The sequence below is a fragment of the Megasphaera massiliensis genome (assembly GCF_000455225.1).
GTDB classification, from domain to species: Bacteria; Bacillota; Negativicutes; order Veillonellales; family Megasphaeraceae; genus Megasphaera; species Megasphaera massiliensis.
In genome coordinates, this window is the sequence record NZ_HF954537.1 from 1,323,079 (window position 1) to 1,341,344 (window position 18,266).

Annotated in this window: 24 protein-coding genes and 1 tRNA gene; all 25 read right to left on the bottom strand. The window is 44.9% G+C overall.

What is annotated here, in order from left to right:
* Nucleotides 1-3: 3 nt before the first annotated feature.
* Nucleotides 4-2,064: a hypothetical protein gene (locus TX77_RS09565; protein ID WP_154862485.1), complete on the bottom strand. Its 2,061-nt coding sequence runs from the start codon at nt 2,062-2,064 to the stop codon at nt 4-6.
* Nucleotides 2,065-2,151: 87 nt separating this feature from the next.
* Nucleotides 2,152-2,595 (bottom strand): hypothetical protein, encoded by a 444-nt coding sequence (locus TX77_RS09570; protein WP_044504644.1) that lies wholly within the window; start codon nt 2,593-2,595, stop codon nt 2,152-2,154.
* Between the two features lie 5 nt (nt 2,596-2,600).
* A complete protein-coding gene (locus TX77_RS09575; protein ID WP_044504645.1) occupies nt 2,601-4,457 on the bottom strand; it encodes a hypothetical protein in 1,857 nt (618 codons plus the stop codon).
* A gap of 4 nt (nt 4,458-4,461) precedes the next feature.
* The gene (locus TX77_RS09580; RefSeq protein WP_044504646.1) at nt 4,462-4,929 is read right to left on the bottom strand and encodes a hypothetical protein; all 468 of its coding nucleotides are present in this window, start codon (nt 4,927-4,929) and stop codon (nt 4,462-4,464) included.
* Between the two features lie 12 nt (nt 4,930-4,941).
* A complete protein-coding gene (locus tag TX77_RS09585) occupies nt 4,942-5,595 on the bottom strand; it encodes a hypothetical protein (protein WP_044504647.1) in 654 nt (217 codons plus the stop codon).
* Nucleotides 5,592-5,927, bottom strand: coding sequence for a hypothetical protein (locus TX77_RS09590; RefSeq protein ID WP_044504648.1), 336 nt, complete (start codon nt 5,925-5,927; stop codon nt 5,592-5,594). The genes TX77_RS09585 and TX77_RS09590 overlap by 4 nt, the downstream gene beginning before the upstream one ends.
* Before the next feature lie 61 nt (nt 5,928-5,988).
* Nucleotides 5,989-7,185, bottom strand: a complete 1,197-nt coding sequence (locus tag TX77_RS09595; protein WP_044504649.1) for an SU10 major capsid protein — start codon at nt 7,183-7,185, stop codon at nt 5,989-5,991.
* Nucleotides 7,186-7,200: 15 nt separating this feature from the next.
* The gene (locus tag TX77_RS09600; RefSeq protein WP_044504650.1) at nt 7,201-8,367 is read right to left on the bottom strand and encodes a hypothetical protein; all 1,167 of its coding nucleotides are present in this window, start codon (nt 8,365-8,367) and stop codon (nt 7,201-7,203) included.
* A 5-nt stretch (nt 8,368-8,372) separates the two neighbouring features.
* The gene (locus TX77_RS13855) at nt 8,373-8,645 is read right to left on the bottom strand and encodes a hypothetical protein (protein ID WP_044504651.1); all 273 of its coding nucleotides are present in this window, start codon (nt 8,643-8,645) and stop codon (nt 8,373-8,375) included.
* A complete protein-coding gene (locus TX77_RS13280; protein WP_071822353.1) occupies nt 8,632-10,872 on the bottom strand; it encodes a portal protein in 2,241 nt (746 codons plus the stop codon). The genes TX77_RS13855 and TX77_RS13280 overlap by 14 nt, the downstream gene beginning before the upstream one ends.
* Before the next feature lie 33 nt (nt 10,873-10,905).
* Nucleotides 10,906-10,980 (bottom strand) — tRNA-Met (locus tag TX77_RS09615).
* Nucleotides 10,981-11,114: 134 nt separating this feature from the next.
* Nucleotides 11,115-12,641 (bottom strand): terminase large subunit, encoded by a 1,527-nt coding sequence (locus tag TX77_RS09620; RefSeq protein ID WP_044504653.1) that lies wholly within the window; start codon nt 12,639-12,641, stop codon nt 11,115-11,117.
* 62 nt (nt 12,642-12,703) lie between these two features.
* Nucleotides 12,704-13,255, bottom strand: a complete 552-nt coding sequence (locus TX77_RS09625; protein WP_044504654.1) for a hypothetical protein — start codon at nt 13,253-13,255, stop codon at nt 12,704-12,706.
* A 10-nt stretch (nt 13,256-13,265) separates the two neighbouring features.
* Nucleotides 13,266-13,508 carry a terminase gpP N-terminus-related DNA-binding protein gene (locus tag TX77_RS09630; RefSeq protein ID WP_044504655.1) on the bottom strand — a complete coding sequence of 81 codons (243 nt, stop codon included), beginning with the start codon at nt 13,506-13,508 and terminating at the stop codon, nt 13,266-13,268.
* A 14-nt stretch (nt 13,509-13,522) separates the two neighbouring features.
* The gene (locus TX77_RS09635) at nt 13,523-13,813 is read right to left on the bottom strand and encodes a hypothetical protein (RefSeq protein WP_044504656.1); all 291 of its coding nucleotides are present in this window, start codon (nt 13,811-13,813) and stop codon (nt 13,523-13,525) included.
* Between the two features lie 230 nt (nt 13,814-14,043).
* Complete coding sequence (locus tag TX77_RS09640; protein WP_044504657.1) at nt 14,044-14,559, bottom strand: hypothetical protein; 516 nt, start codon at nt 14,557-14,559, stop codon at nt 14,044-14,046.
* A gap of 382 nt (nt 14,560-14,941) precedes the next feature.
* On the bottom strand, nt 14,942-15,376 hold the full coding sequence (locus TX77_RS14350; protein ID WP_044504660.1) for a deoxycytidylate deaminase: 435 nt from the start codon (nt 15,374-15,376) through the stop codon (nt 14,942-14,944).
* A 209-nt stretch (nt 15,377-15,585) separates the two neighbouring features.
* A complete protein-coding gene (locus TX77_RS09660) occupies nt 15,586-15,981 on the bottom strand; it encodes a hypothetical protein (RefSeq protein WP_044504662.1) in 396 nt (131 codons plus the stop codon).
* A gap of 5 nt (nt 15,982-15,986) precedes the next feature.
* A complete protein-coding gene (locus TX77_RS09665) occupies nt 15,987-16,592 on the bottom strand; it encodes a hypothetical protein (protein WP_044504663.1) in 606 nt (201 codons plus the stop codon).
* A 12-nt stretch (nt 16,593-16,604) separates the two neighbouring features.
* Nucleotides 16,605-16,790 carry an STAS domain-containing protein gene (locus tag TX77_RS09670; protein ID WP_044504664.1) on the bottom strand — a complete coding sequence of 62 codons (186 nt, stop codon included), beginning with the start codon at nt 16,788-16,790 and terminating at the stop codon, nt 16,605-16,607.
* 12 nt (nt 16,791-16,802) lie between these two features.
* Nucleotides 16,803-17,255: a YopX family protein gene (locus TX77_RS09675; RefSeq protein ID WP_044504665.1), complete on the bottom strand. Its 453-nt coding sequence runs from the start codon at nt 17,253-17,255 to the stop codon at nt 16,803-16,805.
* A gap of 14 nt (nt 17,256-17,269) precedes the next feature.
* Nucleotides 17,270-17,431 carry a hypothetical protein gene (locus TX77_RS13635; RefSeq protein WP_154651892.1) on the bottom strand — a complete coding sequence of 54 codons (162 nt, stop codon included), beginning with the start codon at nt 17,429-17,431 and terminating at the stop codon, nt 17,270-17,272.
* An 18-nt stretch (nt 17,432-17,449) separates the two neighbouring features.
* Nucleotides 17,450-17,605 (bottom strand): hypothetical protein, encoded by a 156-nt coding sequence (locus TX77_RS13640; RefSeq protein ID WP_154651893.1) that lies wholly within the window; start codon nt 17,603-17,605, stop codon nt 17,450-17,452.
* 19 nt (nt 17,606-17,624) lie between these two features.
* Nucleotides 17,625-17,837, bottom strand: coding sequence for a hypothetical protein (locus TX77_RS09680; RefSeq protein WP_044504667.1), 213 nt, complete (start codon nt 17,835-17,837; stop codon nt 17,625-17,627).
* A 19-nt stretch (nt 17,838-17,856) separates the two neighbouring features.
* A complete protein-coding gene (locus tag TX77_RS09685) occupies nt 17,857-18,252 on the bottom strand; it encodes a hypothetical protein (RefSeq protein ID WP_154651894.1) in 396 nt (131 codons plus the stop codon).
* Between the last annotated feature and the right edge of the window lie 14 nt (nt 18,253-18,266).

Genomic DNA, 18,266 nt, shown 5'->3' on the forward strand with positions numbered 1-18,266 from the left:
TTGTCACCATCCTTTTGCTACCCATGATATGACGCCAGTTGTTAACTTATCGTCCGTATCATGTAATTCAACTTCAAAATATCGTCCGCCGTCATCTGACTTGTCCGTTGATATAATGCGAGGTACAAGTGATGTAGTACTGCTGCCACCTTTTACCGTAACCTGTACTTCCGGCGGATTATAGTAATGTTTGTTGTAATATACTTTTGTTGCTCTGGTCGCGTCTTTAATCTGTATTTGTCCACGATCGTCGGTATCATCAATATCTACATGAGGTGCAACGTCATATAAGAGCGGCTGCGAATGTGTCGCGTTGCTTACCACTCGTAAGCGTAGCATTGCTTTCTCGTACTCATAATCGCCAACGTTAAAATCGGTAAATTCTTCATACAGCGGCGGCGTGTCTGACATAGCCAAGAAATCAGCCGCTTCTTTCGCCGAACTAACGACCTGCAAAGCCTCTATATAAGCGTTACTAGCCCTTAAATAAGCATCGTATACGGCAATATCTTCGGCTGGATTCTTCCCGGCATCCTTTGAAAGAGAATCACCTACGACAACTAAATCGCTTAATACACGCGAAAATACAGCGTCTCTATTGAAAGATTCTTCTACCGATAACGCCTCTTTTAGCTTATGTTCCGTCTGAACGAGTAATTTATCTGCGATGATTAATCGTTCATCTTGTTGGTTGTATATATCACGATTTATCTTATCCAAGGTTTTCAATTCCTCTCGCAAGGTTTTTATGGTATCCCAAACCTTGTACCAACCATCGTTAATAGATAGCTGTTCATGGTTTACCGTATCCATGCGCTTTGATATCGCATCCATCGCCTGTATCTGTTCACGCATATACTTTCGCATATAACGGGCAATCTCATCAGATACCCGGACCGATTCATATAAGACATGTTCAAGTGTCTGTCTTTGTCCTTCAATTACAGATATAGACTCCGCCTGTTTAACTTTTGATACCTTGCGTAAAAAATCCATAAAATATAGCGCGTCATATAACTGTTTTTGGGCCGTTTTCCGTATAACGTCAGTAGCACGTATATTTTCAGAAATATTAATGAGAAAGAGTACATTATCCCAATATATTTCCGTTACATGGAGCATTTCACTTCGGATAATACTTAGAATATTCTTCTCATCATCAGTCAGTGTCACCGTTTGCTCTTTGTACTTTGGTTTGGCATGACTCATATACCTGTCTATGGCTTTTATCGTTTCAGGAAAAGAGCGGGCTAGGTTATTTATAAGGAGCGGCGTAACCGTTAGCGATTCTTTCTTTCTGGGATACAATCGTTTCCGCTGATGATCCAATACCGTTATTTTTTCTCTGATCATCCGGAACCAATTAAAGAAGGCGACATGACTATCAACAATCAAAACAACTTCACAAGGATTTATGTACACGGCCTTTATCGGTCGTTCCATTATTTGCAAATCCTCTTTAGTTTGCTTTCGGGAAACGCTGCTTTGGTTTTCAAACATCAACACCGATTCATCAGAGGCGCGTAGCCACTCTAAATCACGGCTATATTCGTCTGTAACGCCAGTTACATCCAGCCTTAGAGTGTTTATATGTTTGGCGCTCTTTTCTGCGATACGGAGCGAATAGCGGTTGTTTTTGGTGTATGCTGTGCGATTGCTGTCACTAATACCAAACGATTCCTTCTTTGTCCCTGATGTATAATCCGATTTATTGATATCCCGAACCTTGACGCCTTCTAGCATATGCAGATTGAAATTGACGTTATCCCAATATGTTTCACGGAAGATAATTCTGTCTTTCAAGCTATGATAAAGACGATTAGAGCGTGTATCGGCTATCTTAGTCGTTTCAATTGGTATGGCTTCAAAATCCCAATGATACAATTCATTTACTGGCGTCGTTATTTCCGATACAGGCTTTTCATACTCATTGGCCCGATAATAGTGCAGCCATATATCAAGTATAAATCTAGGCATACCGTGTCGACGGCCATATTCTTCGACGATGTAGGCGTATTCATTGCCCTTCACACTGAAAAATGTCTTGCCAAACTTATCCAACACTCGACGGCAACGTTCGTCGTCTAGCGGAAATGCTACATCGTCAATTTTGTACAGCGTGAATGTTTTGGCAAGGTCTACCATAAGCGCTTACGACAAAGTGAACTGGAATGTCGTCGTCATCGTGTCATCCGCCGCCTTGTTGATAACGTCAAATACGACACGATCCAAGAAGGTGCCACCGCTGGCAGCATTGCAAATACCGGCTTCGGTAATAGCGCCCGTAGCTTCTCCGGCTGCGAAGGTCGTCGTGAGTGTGAATACTTTCGTACCCTGGCTATGGGAATAGCTGGCTGCTTTTCGCTTAATTTCGGTCGTGAGTCCTGACTGTGAAGAAGATACCGCTGTTGTGCCGGTGCCGACTGCCGTATATCCCATGAGGGCCGGTCGTGTAGGATTTGCAATAGCAGCGCAGATAAAATCAAAGCCGTCGTTCAAAATAAGATTATCTTTTCGGCGTGTTTCAACGTCGCCGTTCGCGTGCCGAATAACTAATTCCAGCGCACCTTTAATTTTCATATCGTCTTTGTTCATTATGTCTACTCCTTTGGATTCAAAAATAAACGGTCAAATGAGTTGCTACATGGCGGGATAAATGCTTTCGCGTACTTACTCGTATCCATGTTGAACTCACGGATAAAAAATAACCGTGTCGTATCCGTCTGGGATACACCAAAATACAGCCAATCATGATTTAGTTTAGGAACGGATACCGTGAGTGTCTTTTTGCTTACACTGTCTTTTAAATAAAATTGGTTTGATCGAGCGTCATAGCCAATGTATAAGGTAATATCCCTAAATATACCGTCAGCCCATAAATGTTGAGCTTCATAAGAATTGACTGTAAAAGACATTTCTCCGACTGAAATATAGTCACTCTTATTAGGTTTAGAGCCGCGCAGCTCAAGAATGATGCAATCGTTCAGCAGCGAATTGTTTTTAAACCAAAAGCCCATAGAAAAGCTGGCGTTAATATCGCATGAATAGGCTAGTGACGTTGTATCGGTAATAAGTACACCATCGCCCCATTTAACCGGAGAAAATTGCGTATTACGTTCTTCTATGATAGTGCCATTAGTCGGCTTTGTTGTTCCGTCGATAATAGCGTTAAAAACGTCATCGTTTTTGCCTGTATAACGTGCTATCTGCTTTTGCAGCTCAACTCCGTCCAGGTCACCTAAAATTCCACATACAAGGACGTGTTCGGCCTCGTAAGAATTGACAGCGAAGGTCATGTCACGGACTCGTAACGTCTGTTCTGTAACGGCATTAAGTTTGCAGTCAATCCAGTTACGGGCCTTGATTTTCTGCGGTAAATTGATTTGCATGAGATATTCGCCGTTAAATGACGTTTTTTCGAGTCTCAAGCCTTGCATTTGAGCGTTGTAATACATGTTAGTCTTGATACCGCTATAACCGACGTCCAATTGGTTATAATCAATGATGACGTTCTTATTGATTTCTTTGTCGGCGGTCATGAGATACCATGTAGCATCCTGTGAATAGTTTCCATGGTCATCAACCGCCTTAATCATGTAATAGTAGTCGCCTTGATTAGGTCGGATATACCGATACTTGTTGACCTTGCTCCGGAAAATCTCCGTACCTTGTTCCCAGTCCCGTGTTTGACCTACTTTTACGATATACTTGATATTGTATATGCTTAGCGCATCCCAATAAAAATATAGGTTTGCGCCATTTTTTTCGGCCCAAAACCCGGTTACGTTCGGAACGTAGCAGGAAAGATATGTACGCTCACCTTCCCCGAATTGGTCGTAGTAAGCGATGTATATATCTTTGATATTGGGATATGGATACAGATATACATTGTCGACCGTTTGATATTTAACGCCGTAGATATATAGATTGGCACCGATACAGTTTGAGGGAATTTCAAGGAAGGTAATGAGCGTGCCTTCATTGTTTTTAGTGAATGATACGTCAGCCGGCGCGTTAGGTCGTACCTTGTTATACGACAAAGTACGTCCATTAGATACCTTGCCCTCTTTACTGACAGCGAACAGATATATCTTGCCACTAGCCGTAGGAGGAATAACCAAACTAGACGTTGCCGTCGTGCGCTCTAGTAAGCCGTTAGCATTACCTACATTGGCGTTTGTGCGCAGTTCATAGTACGCCAGATCGTCATTTTCTATGGAATCCCAATTCATGACGCCGCCTAGTCGGTCAAACGTCAAAGTGAAGTTGCGTGGCATTTGAAAATCGCCTTTGTTCGAGGCGTCCACATCGTCAGCCGTAAAGCCATTAGCTACATTGACCTGTTCATTGACTGATTTTAGGTACTTTCTAAGCAATGATATGAGTTGCCTACCGTCGCCTTGTATCGCGGTCGGAAGGTCCGGCATAGACAATACTTGTTTCTTATAATCCGCCATAATATCAACTCATTCCCGCGCTTATTGCCTGTTGTAAGGCATTAACAATATTCGTGTCCTGCGTGATATCGTACTCATTTTCATTGAGTGCGATAAGCACGGCAGACTTAACAATAACATCGTTTATTGCATCATGCGTAAACGGCAGCGCTTTCGATGCATCGTCAATCAAATTAGGTGTCGCAAAATACCTAAAGCGTACATCCTTTACGGACGGATCAGTTATTTTTACGGCTCCGCTTGTCATAGATAAGGGATACGTACCACATGCATTCATATAGTTTCGGGGAATAGAATCGCCGTCACGCACGGTTGTTTCCTGCACGAGTACAGGCCATTTTGCAGCTATGAGAAGGCTTGATACCTGCTGTATTGCCGTGTTGATGAATTGTATGCACCTTTCGCGGCTATACTCATCACTGATATCATGCGTTTCCTGCTGGATTCTCGTTACTGCGGTATCTACGTTCATGCCCTCACCCCCTTAACATATGAACGGCATACGTTTTTCAACGTTGGCGTATTTTCGCATTGGTACGACATGGGAAAGAATGTCTTCTACGGCCTGTTGCATCGTATCTCCGTCCGGCTGCTGTGTCAGCACCATAACAACTAGCTTGCACATCGCATCAAGAAAGACGCGCGGTAATTCGATTTTGCTGTCCTCTAGGCTATCAACACTAAGAAAAGCTGCATTATATAACATGTCTACGTCTTTTACGCCCGTATACAGCTTATTTTGCAGTATCTTGTATTCGTCCCACCGCGGAGGCCGGATAGCGTCGCACGTATGCAGATCATGGCCGTGACCATCAACGATCCTTACCAACGTTAAGAAATCATCTGGCAAGTCTACTCCGGTATAGCGCATGTCGATGTGCGCTTTAGGCTCTATAGCTATCGTTTCGTCGTCCGGGTCCGGCTTGATGCTGTCGTTATATTCGTCGATAACCTTATTCATTGCGTCCTGGCGATAGTGCTGTATCTTCTCTAAAAAATCGCTATTGATATAGTATTGATTGATATACCGTAATACCTCATTAATGGCCTGCAACACGTCATAATCACTGTATTTTACTTCGTTGTTATCGCCTGCCTTATACCTTACGAGTCGCTTGAGTTCGGCTGCTGTAATCATAACAGCACCGCCCCGGTTCCCCGCCATACGGTACGCTTATGATTGACTTTAAATGCGCTGTGTACCTCAAAAAACTTCTTCATGCATTTCATGTAAGTACGCATATCGCCTTCTTTTTGTGCGCGTTTGGCGGTTATTAACCATGGATCAAACATCCAAAATTCAGGCGGTATATATCCCATTAGCTGCATTCGTTCGTTTTTGTCACCAAACCACCCGCCGTTATCTGCTTCATTGGCCTTCCGTGTCGCGTCGATTTCGTTAGATACGTTAACAGTGTTTCGCAACACGATCTTACCGTCGTCTTTATACAGTCGTTGGTTTGTTATCATCCAATCACCACCTTATAAAAAAGGGGATACTACGAGTACCCCCTTATAAGATTACTTAAAACTATCGCTGAATATCGACGATTGCACATGATGCTTTCGGCTGTGTTCCCTGTAAGCCGACGCGCGTTTCAATGACGAATTTTTCATATGTGCCGTCCTTACCAAGATTATTGACTTCGTGCGGACGAGACAGGTAACGCATGTCCCAGAACTGCATATCGAGGATATCGATACGTTCGTCCGGATACAGGCGGTGAATATTGGCATTGACTACACCGAACGCGCCCTGGTACGTAGTTGCGACCATAGCCGCTTTTTTCTCACCGGACTTACGGTAGGTCGTAGTCTGTGCCAATACAAGGTCTGAGAAGTGACGGAACTTAGAAGACGACATATACGCTTCAGACGGGTTACCTCCACGCTTAAAGGCCATTTCCATCGCATCATTGATGTCATCCAGAGTAAAATCTGCATTGCCTCCACAAGAGATAATGTTGTTAGCAACTATCTGCACCGACGTGCCTGCTGCGGTAGGCTTAACCTGTTTATCGGTAATATTTTCGACAGCGCCTTTCTGCGTGTCAAACAACGTCAGTTTTTTACGGTCTGTACCGTCTACGCGGACATAGTAATACATACCTTTCTTGAGGCCCGTAGGCATGGTTTTGGCAACAAAATAGACGATATCACCAGTATCAAGGTTCGGATTCTTATCGCAAGTAATAGTACCGTCTGTAGAGCTTACGGTTACGTCGATAGTATTCATTGACATAAAAAACGGTACACCACCGGAAAGGGGCGCAACGTCTTTTGCCCCATCCACCTTCTTTTCACCGTTGACGAGCATGTATTCAATGTCCTGGGCCTGATATTTGTAGGCGTCGAATTTAGCGTCGTCAAGATCAGTGCCGTGTTCATTGTTATATGCTTTGGTTACTTCGTTCTGTATGTCCGATACAAGGCCGCTGTTCTGGAAGTTCTGAACATTATTGCTCATACCTTCAATGGAACCGACCGGTTCAAATTCATACTTTTCGTATTCAAGGTGTGCGTTCGTCTGAGGCGGGCGCAGGCCTTTAGTCATCCAAGAAAAAGACGTTTCTGTTGCCGGTTTGGTGTTACCAAACTTGCTGTAAAATAACGTAGATTCAGGGCTGATATTGGTCAAAATCGGACTGAGGTCTTCAGCATGGCCAATCGCATCATAAGTAAAGGACTGGTTTACCGATTTATTAAGGTCACGAATTACATCTGGCATTTGCATCTCTCCTTTTTATTTGCCGCTGTGCCAGTACTGTGCCATAGCTGCGCGGCGTTCACGTTCTGTCATATTTCTAAGCTGTGTAAAATCAAACGGTTTTGGCTGAGACTTCGCTCCGTTTCCGGGCTGTTCAACCTTCGGCACCGGTACTTTCTTCGGTGTCTTCGTTAAGTCGTTCTTTTTGGCGTAGTACGCGGTGCGACACTGGTTATAATAACCTTCCAGCACCTTGCACTGCGCCTGGTTAATATTGCCGGCGTTAAGCGCATTGATAGCGTCCGACACTGCCGCGGCGTCCTTATACGGCATGGACTGGTAATATGTACCCATCATCTGATTAATCTCGTCAAAATTAGGCTCTTCCGCCTGAATTTTGCGAGTGTAATCTACAATGCTGGCATATATTGCCTTCTGTTCGTTCTGCGCCGCCTGCGTCTGCATCTGCTGTTGCTGAATAGCGTTGATTAACTGACCTTTAAAATAATCTTTCGCGGTGTGATACTGTGCGACCTTATTTTTCAGGTCTTCATCGTCCGAATATTCAGCGGTGTCGATGTCATCCTGCGTCAATCCATAGGCCTGCATTGCTTGATTAGTTGCGGCCTGGTCGATTTGCGCGAACATCTGCTTCTGCTGCTCCAACTGCTGTTGTTGCTGCTGCGCGGCAAACGCCTGCTGTTGCTGCTGTAACTGCTGTTGGCGTTGCATCTGCTCCTGTCGATATTGTGCATACTGTACTTGGTACTGAGCCGGAATACGCGATTCATCGACATGATTGTTTTGAATTGCGCTATTAAGCTCATCCAACGTGTACGGTTCGGTATGCAGTAAAGGCTGTGCCTGTGGTTCCTGCTGGCTGGTCTGCTGCTCCGGAGTAGTGCTTTCTTCCTGTTTCTGTTCCGCTTCCGGTTGCTGCTGTTCGGCATCGTCGTTGCCGCTTTCTTCTTCCGGTGTTTCACTGGCCTGCGGCGTATTGCTTACGATACGTTTTCGGCCTGTCTGCGGATCAGTTACAAGGTATACAGCTCCGGTGTCATTAGACTGAGGTTGCTCGTGCGTTTCTGCCGCCGGTGTATCTGTTGTTGACTCCTGGGCGGGGACCGCGACGGTTTCATTGGTTGCTGCACTGGCTTCTTCTCCTTCGGCAAACAACTGAAGATTAAATTCAAAATTGGTCACGTCGTCTATTCTCCTTTCCGTCGTGCGCCTTTAGCTTGCACGATAATGCCATTCATATATTGGTAAAATCTAATCGCCGCTTGATATGAGGCTTGTATATCTTGCGGTGTCTTACTGGCTGCTAATTCTTCTAGTGCCTTTTGTTTCTCGACTTCCATCCAGTCATTTAGAAATTCTTGTAGGTCTTCTGCTCTTCTGCCGTCCGTAAGCACTCGTGCGAGGTATCTGTCTCTATTACCCGTTACGCGTGCTTGCGTCAGCTCGTCATGTCTGGCCATTGTTCATCCCTTGCTGTAACTGCTGCAATTGCTCCGGTATCGGCCCTTGTGGCTGATTAGGAACCTGTAATGAGTCGTCATGAGCGACCTTATTAATCAAGTCGTCAATCGTTGCATTACCGGCTGTCCGACTGTTAATAATCCCGACTTGCGTATTAAGCGGCAAATCGTTCATGTTGGCTCGTACCGACGGGATACTTGCGACGGCAACCTTGCCTTCGTAGTCCGCCTGTTTGATGATGAGTTGTTTTTGCAGGTCTGCCTGTTCTTTGGCCGCTTCCTGCGCCTGCTGCTGTTGTGCCGCCTGTTGCTGTATCTGCTGTGCTTCCGGGCTGTCAGGATCAAGCAAGATACCTTGCGTGTTCTTGAGTCCCATTTCCTCCAGTAATGCGGTGCCGGCTGCATAATAGCTTTTTGGCGTTGCAACTCCGGCCTGGCTAAGCGTCGGATATACATTAGATAACAACATCATGTAAGACTGGATACGCGCCTCTTTGGTTCCTGCTCCATTGCCGACGTTGATTACAAGGTCGTAGTCGATATCAAGGTCATTGCTTGATATCGAGACTTCTGAATCCTTAAATCGGAACGTCTGTACATCCTCGCCGTACTTACGATTAAGCAATATCAAGAACCGGATCATGGGAACAATCCAGTTTTCGGCAAATAATCGTGCGATAAGTCGTATACGCTTATCTGCCTGGCCTAATATTGCAGTAATCCCGGTCGCGGTGCTGTTAAGGCTGTTGGAGTCAAGGCCTTGATTGTACTTGGTGCTGCCTGTACGGTTTTGCAACTCGCTTTCTGCGTAGTTGACTAGATCCATAGACAGCGGAGACAGATTAGCCGGAGGCGGATTGGCAATCGCTGCGCTTGGGTCGCCGTTAATAGGCACGTATTCATCGCCATTCATGAGCGCATCAATATCAGTAACCTTGGAATAATCGATAAATTTCTGCTGGTCGTTATTTTTGGCGACATTGATGATGATTTGACGGATAAGAGCGGTCTTGAGGTCTTGCAGCCCCTCTACTTGCTCTGCTAATGCATGGTCTGCGAATATTTTGCGACTTTCCCGAACGCTTCCCAGGGCAAAAAACGGAGCCAGGTCAAACTCATTGACTTGGATAGACAGCGGTACATTACCGACACAATGCACGATAAGATGCTCGTATACGCCGTCGTTGTTGTAGTCGACGTCTACATAGCACTCGTACAACTCAACGTCCTTGGACGCCTTGTCATGATCAGTTGGCTTCATACCACCTTGATTACGTGCCGGATTGACGTACTCATCGGCATTGGTGTACCTTGTATCGCCTGCGTCATCCAGTGCCTTATCGACGTTTTGATAGGTCCCGTCTAACTCTTTGCGCTTGAGGTAGTCTCCCTTCACAATTTTCCGATGAGCGACAAATTTGCAGCTTTGAAGGTTACTGCCCTCCGGCGTGAATCTAAGCTCCGTCGGCGGTACATACTCAACTACCGGATGATTAGACGTCACCTTAACATGGTCGAATTGCACCTCGTACAGATCAGGCGCGTCTTTCAAGGGCTTTATGCTCTTGATTTCAATTTCACCGGATAATGACGCCTGCGTAAGCATCATAGCCTGTTGCATATCGTTTACGTCGTACATCAGCTTGTATCGTGTACGGTTCTCTTCCCGCTTCCACCATATCTTGGTAACTCCTAAATTGGTCGATAACGCTTCATCCACTACGTCAGATACCATGGAGGTGTAGTTATTCTTACGCATGAGCTGGTACTCAATGAGCTGCTGTATCTTGGTCGCTGTGTCGTCGTTCTGTATCGTGCTACCCGCGATAGTTACCGGAGACTCGTTTCCCGTAAATACCTCTACAAGCGACGGTTTCATCCACTCGATGACGTTGGCCAAGTCCATGCTCACGAATTTACTCTTACGTGACAGGTTAGGCAGTTTTTCCTTGTAGAGTTTCTGTTCCCCGTATCGGAGACGCTGCCGGTGTATCAATTTAGGCTCTACAGTACCCTCATAATACTTATTGGCTACGTCTATGCCGTCACATACACTTGCCATAATCTTCTCGATTTCCGCATCCTTGAGTGTGTCCAATGATACGGGACGTTCTTCTGGCTCCGCTTGCTGTAAGAGCCAGTCAGTTACACTAATCTGCGGTGCATCCCGCCCAAATAAGGATGACTGCTCCTGTGCATTAGACAGGCCGCTGTTAATATCGTCCATTACATCACCTCGTAACTGTGCAAATAACAATAATGGTGCCAGAACGCGGACTCGAACCGCGATAGTGCCGCTTATGAGGCGGAGTCTCTACCATTGAGATATTCCGGCATGACAAGTGGACGCCTGGGGACCGTCTGGGAAACGGTCGCTAACCCCCAAAACGTCCACCGCCAGAAAGGAGGTGTAACTATGAATACGCGGGGTCGCAAAGGGGCGCCGTTGCTGCGTTGCCCCGCGTGAAATTACATGAATCCTGCACGATGCATCTTGCCTCGTGTCATCTTGCGCCACTTGTCCACTCCATTGTCCTTGTCGCGGTATAACTTAGCACACATATAGGCCAGACAGTCCATAAGGTGCGAATACTCATTTTTCTCCGGCTCATCCAGTGTCCTGCCTGCGACTACCTTACGATGATAACCGCCCGTAAATGCCTCGATAAGCATCTGACACCGTGGGTCTAATAACAATAATGGCTTGCCATCAGGCGTCAACGTCGTCAAAAAGTAACGTATTGCCTCGCTGCGTCCGGTCTGTGACAATTCGCCCGGATCTACCCGGATACCGTAGTTGTCATACAGTAGCTGGTTGGCAGTACTCTCATCGCTCTGTGCGCGTTGATTGCCTGCCGGGTCGCCTATGTCGGTACAGTCATAGCCGTTGTAGTACGTAGCCATTTCAGCCGATACAGCACGACCATGAGCCAACATGCCACAATCCCATGATTGCAGCTCTGTAAGTATGAGTAACTGCCCTTTGGCCGTCGTCTGACCGATTACAGTTGCCGGAGTTAATCCGTAGTCCCATCCGCGTATAAGCGGACGTCCTGGGACTGGTTTCAATTCCTCATTGGCAACGTGGAAATTATAATTAAATTCCGGATAATATTTAGGCTCTGCACTGACAGTCCAGTTGATTTCGTATTCTCGTTCCCAACCTTCTGTAGTCGTACCTTTCTTTTCGTTGGTGCGCCATTCTTCCGACCGCTTCGACGGGTCCGCGCTGTAATGTATCCTTGCTACGTACACGCCGTTACGACGGTACTCATGTACGCCTTGCATTACGTCGTGTGGCTCCTGCTCTTCTTCCGGCTCATCCTCGTTGAGTTGGCCGGTAACTAGCTGGCAGAAAAACCCAGGATTGGCCGATGAGTCGATGAAGATACGCCCACCGCCCTCAATCGTCGGTCGTAAACTATTCCATGTTGCTTGTGCGAAGTCCCAGAAGGCCATTTCGGTGCAATATACGACGGATGCAGTGTACTGACGTAATTGGTCAGCACCTTCAGCGACCGCGCGGAACTCGACACCATTAGACAGCTTAATGTAGTCATAGCCCATCTTAGATCGTGTCTTACGCTCTACCTTCGGCCATGGGTACCCGGCAGGCAGATGCTCATACAGGAATAATAAGCGGCTATCTCCCAATAGGTACGCGCTGTCATCGTATTTCTTGGACTGGACGAATATAGAAAGATTTTTGCCAAACATTGCGAAGTGCAGCAGATTAGCCAAACATCTCCAGGTCATCATCATTCGACGTGATTTCGGGAACGCGGCGACCTGCTCACCGTGTATTATCTTGTCTACTCGTGCGAGATAGTCCAGCTTGGGGAAGTGTTCGACAGCACCGCGTTTTGCTTCGTTGACCGTGAAGCAGCAATTATCGATAAATTCCGTCGGATTTTGCGACCATACCTGCAACTGCATCAACATAGCCAGCTCTTGACGTTCTTTTTCATTTTTATTTGCTGTTTTTGCCGCTTTCATACAATCAACCCCGCGTCAATCCAATCAATATTGAATAATTAAACAAAAAGCAGAACAATTTATCACTTGTCCTGCTGTAATTTGTCCTGTAATTCTTTAATCCTGGCTGTCAGTGCGTCACCTGTAAGTGCCTCAATCTGTACCGGTCCACCATCTGCACCCGTTACTGCGTTTTCCACGCGATCCTTGAAATGCTGCGGATCAAGATTCTTAAGCTTAAATATAATGGCCGTCGTGTTTGGTGCTGCTTTTTCTTCCGTGACAGTCACTTCTTTGCCTGTAGCCACCTCGTTTCCGTCCTCATCGTACTTGTATTGGTACTTAGTCGTTACCTTGCCAGCTATTACGCCACCCTCAGAACTCCTGTCAAGCTGCTCAAAGGCTCGTGCAATCTCCGCAGACTTGTTACTTTTTAACGCCGCCGAAAGTCCCGAATCAGTCTTTTTCCACTCCTGTAACGTGCTGTAGGCAATTCCCATGATTTCCTTGGCTATTCTTTCCTCGCTGTAGCCTTCAATTGCCCTGTGATACCGTATTCGTGCTAGTCCGGCAGGCGATAACCAATACAGCTTTTCAGCACTAGGACGCTGTTTTTTACGCTTCACCCCATCCAATCACCCGCTCTCATTTAATTCCTAATACAGGTCCTAACAACATCTCCGCTATGGGACTCATTTTGCCGTCTAACGCCTTGGCAAGTCGTTTATCTTCTTTTGCCCATCGCATCAAGGTGTTATAGTCTACACCAATTTCCTTCGCAATCCGTTCCTTACTGTAGCCCTTAAATGATCGGCAATACTCAATACTCATAAGTCCCGCGGTAGATAGCCAATGTGCTTTCTTAACCCATTCTTTCATTTTTGCCATACACTAGCTCCCCCTTACCCAGCCGTAAATGTCATTCCTGGAATGTGTCCCAACATCCAGTCGATATATACCTCATCTGTGCTATGCCTGCGCTCCACATGATATCCCAGTTTTTTGAGGTCCAACATAATTTCATCAACCACGATGAAATCATATGTCCCCGGAAGCTTAATCAGCACAGCAGACTGCCCACTCAATGCGCTTGACTTAATTTCATTGCGTATTTTGTGGATCAGTGTCTTCTTGCTTTCATTGGACATGTCCATTGCCTCCATAAAACATTCCGTCTTATTTTCGTTTTCCATAGTCAGCCCCTCCCTTGTATCATTATTAATCCCAGATAATTTGCCATTGGTTGCGGCGGAGCGCGTACTTATAACCATTTCCGCGCCACTCGCCGCCCATTTCTTATATTAATTATCTCATTTTATGGGCATACTTATTCCGCGAATAAGCGTAATGTGGTGACAGTAAACAGTAAGTCGCCAAATAAGCGCCCGCTCTTTTGAGTGGGCGCTTTTAGTTTATCGATATTTTATTTTTTGGTAGCCATTTCCGGCAGCAGATAACTAGCTACTACCATTGCCATTGCCATATTATTAATGGCCTGTGGCAGCTCTTCTTTGGTACAAAAGGTTTCCAACAAGTCAAACTCAACTCTTATATCAGCGCTATTAATCATAGGTTTTATTTCATCAGGGATACCTTGAAATCCATATAACCGCGCCTCGTTAAACACATATATTCCGTCCGACACACTATATTTGCCATTAGATATTTTGGAAACAAGCACCATTATGTGATCGTTCCTGATGTCTAAGTATGGCAAACATATCATTTCATACATATCGTCGGCTTTGGTTACCGTGTTATTCATAAGCCAGTTGCTATACATTGTAACAATGTCGCTTTCTTTTCCGGTTTTTACGCCTTTTTTGTATTTGGTGTATAAAAATACCTTACATAAAAATCTAAGTACTAAATACCCAACAATAACTTTTACTAGCCAACTGTTTAATATCTCAATCAATATACCAATCCAATATTCCATGATTTCCTCCTATTCTATAACCCTTATAAGTCCTAACTGGCACGCTGCGCATTTTGCGAATACACGCGCCTCGTTGACCGTTGTATAGTAACAGTCCTTAGTCAATCCATGCCTTGTGATGATATCCTTGTAATCACGACGGCGGTATTTCTCTTTCACGGCTACTGCCAGGCCTTCTAATTCTTCATACGTTGCGTCAATCACCTTCAGCCACCGTTCCGGATAGTCTATAATGGTTCCGTCCATCAAGACTATCTTTTTTATTTCCTGGCCCGACAAGTCGCAGGCCTTCCGGCGTGTTACCGCGTACCTGATTTCCCTTTCCCGATAAAATTTATCGTCAACACATCGCGTCATTGCGTCGGATGATTGACGTTGCAGATTATGCATGATAATCACCAGCTATCGTGACTACTCGTGTAATGCCGGCGTTCTTGATTCTGCGCTGACACTGTTTGCACGGCTCCGGACTGGGCAATTCTTCTTCTGTTTCTACATCGTAGCCCCATAAGTATAAGGTCGCACCCGTCATTGCTCGTCTACTGGCTGATATAATTGCATTTTCCTCTGCATGTACGGCCACACAACGTTCAATCATTTGACCGTGCGGCACTTGATGCAGGCGGCGGTAACATTTTCCGGTATCGCAGCAATTACGCTCCCCTCTAGGACTGCCGTTATAACCGGTGCTAACGATCTCATCGTCATTAACGATAACGGCCCCGTATGTACGTCTCAAGCACGTTGACCGCTGCGCTACGGCCTTAGCAATGTCTAAGTAATATTGGTCCTTCGTCGGTCGCTCTCTATTTGCCATTCCTCTTCCCCCATTTCCGCCCCCTGATAGAGCCAAAAATATGCTGCTCAATGTCTCTCGCTGCGTCCTTCTTTCTCCGCCAGGGATATTTCTTAGCTTCCCGTTTCATTTTAATCCGATCAGCTGCTAACTCTTCCGGCGTCATGTGACTAATTGTCACATCACCTGGCTTATAATAATTTTCCAACTACAATCACGCTCCATACAATTTACTCAATTCTATATAGCAAGTCCAAAATTCTACAACCGGAACTCTCATCATAATAGTCATCTTTATAGCTGGCAAACATGCAAGAAAAACAGTCTCGTCCATGCCGATTGCAGGCCGCTAATTTTAACTTTTTTAACTCTGATACTAACCCGTCTAATGACGTTAATACATTGTTTTTGTAGTCCATGGCCATTTCTGTAATATCTTCGGCGTACCATTCATCTGGCTTCTGTTTGCATCTCCTATCAATAGAATCAATGGCATCTTGTTTGTTTTTTGCTATTACTTCGTGCGCGTTACCGACACACCCGTCTACTATTTCATGTACAAGATATACACGGGAGTTATTTCGTCGCATTGCGTCGAAGTTAAGAAAGTCCAGTGCTAATCCCATATTTTTCACTCCTTCCAAAATGTGCATACCGCTTGTTTTGCCAACTCCATAACACACTCTTTCGAGCCATTACAGGTTAAGTGTGCCGGGCATGATTTGCAGTTTGGCCACATCTGCTTACTGGTCTTTTCCGTCTTTTCACACATATAGTCACTCATTTCATCAATAGCCGTAAGTACGTTATTTTTTAAATCGTATTGTTCTACTTTTGGTGCAGTCCCGCCGGTAAAAAGCATGTCAGGCTTATACGACCAAACATTCCAACTGTTTGGCTCGCCACCGTCGTCAATATATAACCGGTACTTGATATGTCTCAAGACGTCGAAGGCCAGCTTACTGTCGGCGTCATGCTGATACTTGGTTTTTGGCATCGCCACTGACAGCGCATCATTCATGTATGTATAAGCAACGTCTTTACGATATTGGTAGTCCTCGTCCGTTTCATCGTCGGCTATTTTCTCCGTCAGCGACTTCCCTTCAAGTGACAAGTCATCAATTAAGCTATCGCACTGCCCAATATGTAACCTACCCCATTGTTCAAGTGCTTTTTCAATAAGTTGCAGCTGCTCTTCTGTCAATATAAGTTGGTATCTTGTCTCTGATTCTTTCATGATTATCCCCCCTTAATAGCCCCATCTAATCAAGATATTGTCGTCGTTCATTGCCACTTTATACCCTAACTCATCGAGCGTATGAGCCAATGCACGATCTACGTTATCATCTCCCGTAAGGTCAATGGCCACGTACTGCTTCCCGTGCCTGTACGCCTTTTCAATTAATTTATCGATATGTCTTGCGCTGATATCCATGTATTCACTTCCCTAATCTATTAAAATAACGGTGCCGTCTTGGTCCATAAAACTATAATGCAATAATTCATAGTTGTTATCATTAAGCTTTTCTTCATCGTATTGGGTCCCTATTACCGTCATAGAATCACACCCGAAGAGATCATTTAAACAATAACGCAATCCCTTCGGCCGTATGTCATAGAAATAAAAACGATCGTCTTGCTCATCAAATTTAATTTTAAAAAAATAAGTTGGGACATCTTCTTCAACAACTTTTACTATATCGCCCTCATAAATCAGTTGCCCGTCACTATCTTCTAATACAGTTGCCCGCATAATATCGACTTCATCAAACCGGGCTGAAATCACTTCATCACCGGCGCGGCCTTTAATGCGTTTTTTGCGTAAGTCCAGCTCCGATACCTGGATCATTACTTCTTTTTCTTTGTGCCAGGCTCGATATTTTATGTTTTTAGGATTCATGGTTATCTCTCCTTTTATTCTTCTAATTCATCGACACTGTATACATTGCTGTTTGCTGCTGGCAACTTTTCTTTAATTTGCTCAATCACAATCTGTTTGGCCTCGTTGTCCGATTCAGCATCAATATCTATTGACGTAACGATCACAACTCTATAGGATTTGATTTCTTTATCCATGGTTATTGCTCCTTTTCCTTAATCATCCCAGACGTCTTCAATGTCATATTCATATAAGCCGGTCAGGCCGCCGAATTCTTCTGATGCTTTTTCCCATGCATCGTCCTCCGACTCCGCGTATATGTCAATAATTACATTCGCTACGATACGATACTGCTTTAATTCTTTTTCCATGGTTATCTACTCCTTTTTATTAATATCGATGAGTCGATTTTCCGTTTTCATCCAACTCGTAAATATCATCAAGCCCTTCGCTATGGTCTATTTGGTCGCAAAACCGATACATTATACAGTCGTTGCAAACCCTAACCTTATTGCCATTACCATCCATGGGACCATATTTATCGCAAAACCTTATGAGCGTATTGGCACACTTGATTAACTCCTCTTTGTCGAATTTATCCATGGTTATCACTCCTTTTGTTCTACATTCTCTTGACTGCTTCTATTACTAACTTCTTTGCCTTTTCTTTATCTTCCGTTTCACACCTATCAACAATCTTATTGACCAACTTAATTAGCTGTACAAGTGCCGATCCTGTTTTACCGTTTATGCCACCAATGCACCCCAACCGTCTAAAATCCGCCAATAGTATTACGACATCATCGTCATTAGCCGGTATCTTGCCAATAGCCGTTGATAACGACCTGACCTGCTTATAGATTCCTTCTGGCGACATGTCTTCCCGTTCTTTTTTATGTTTATTTTCTAAATACAGCTCTAGCCGATCGAGTATATTAAAGGCATAATGTTGCACAATTCCAAAGACAATAAGGAAAATTATCATCAGAAATGTAGTTATTGTTGTTATCTCCAACATATCCCCCACCGTCA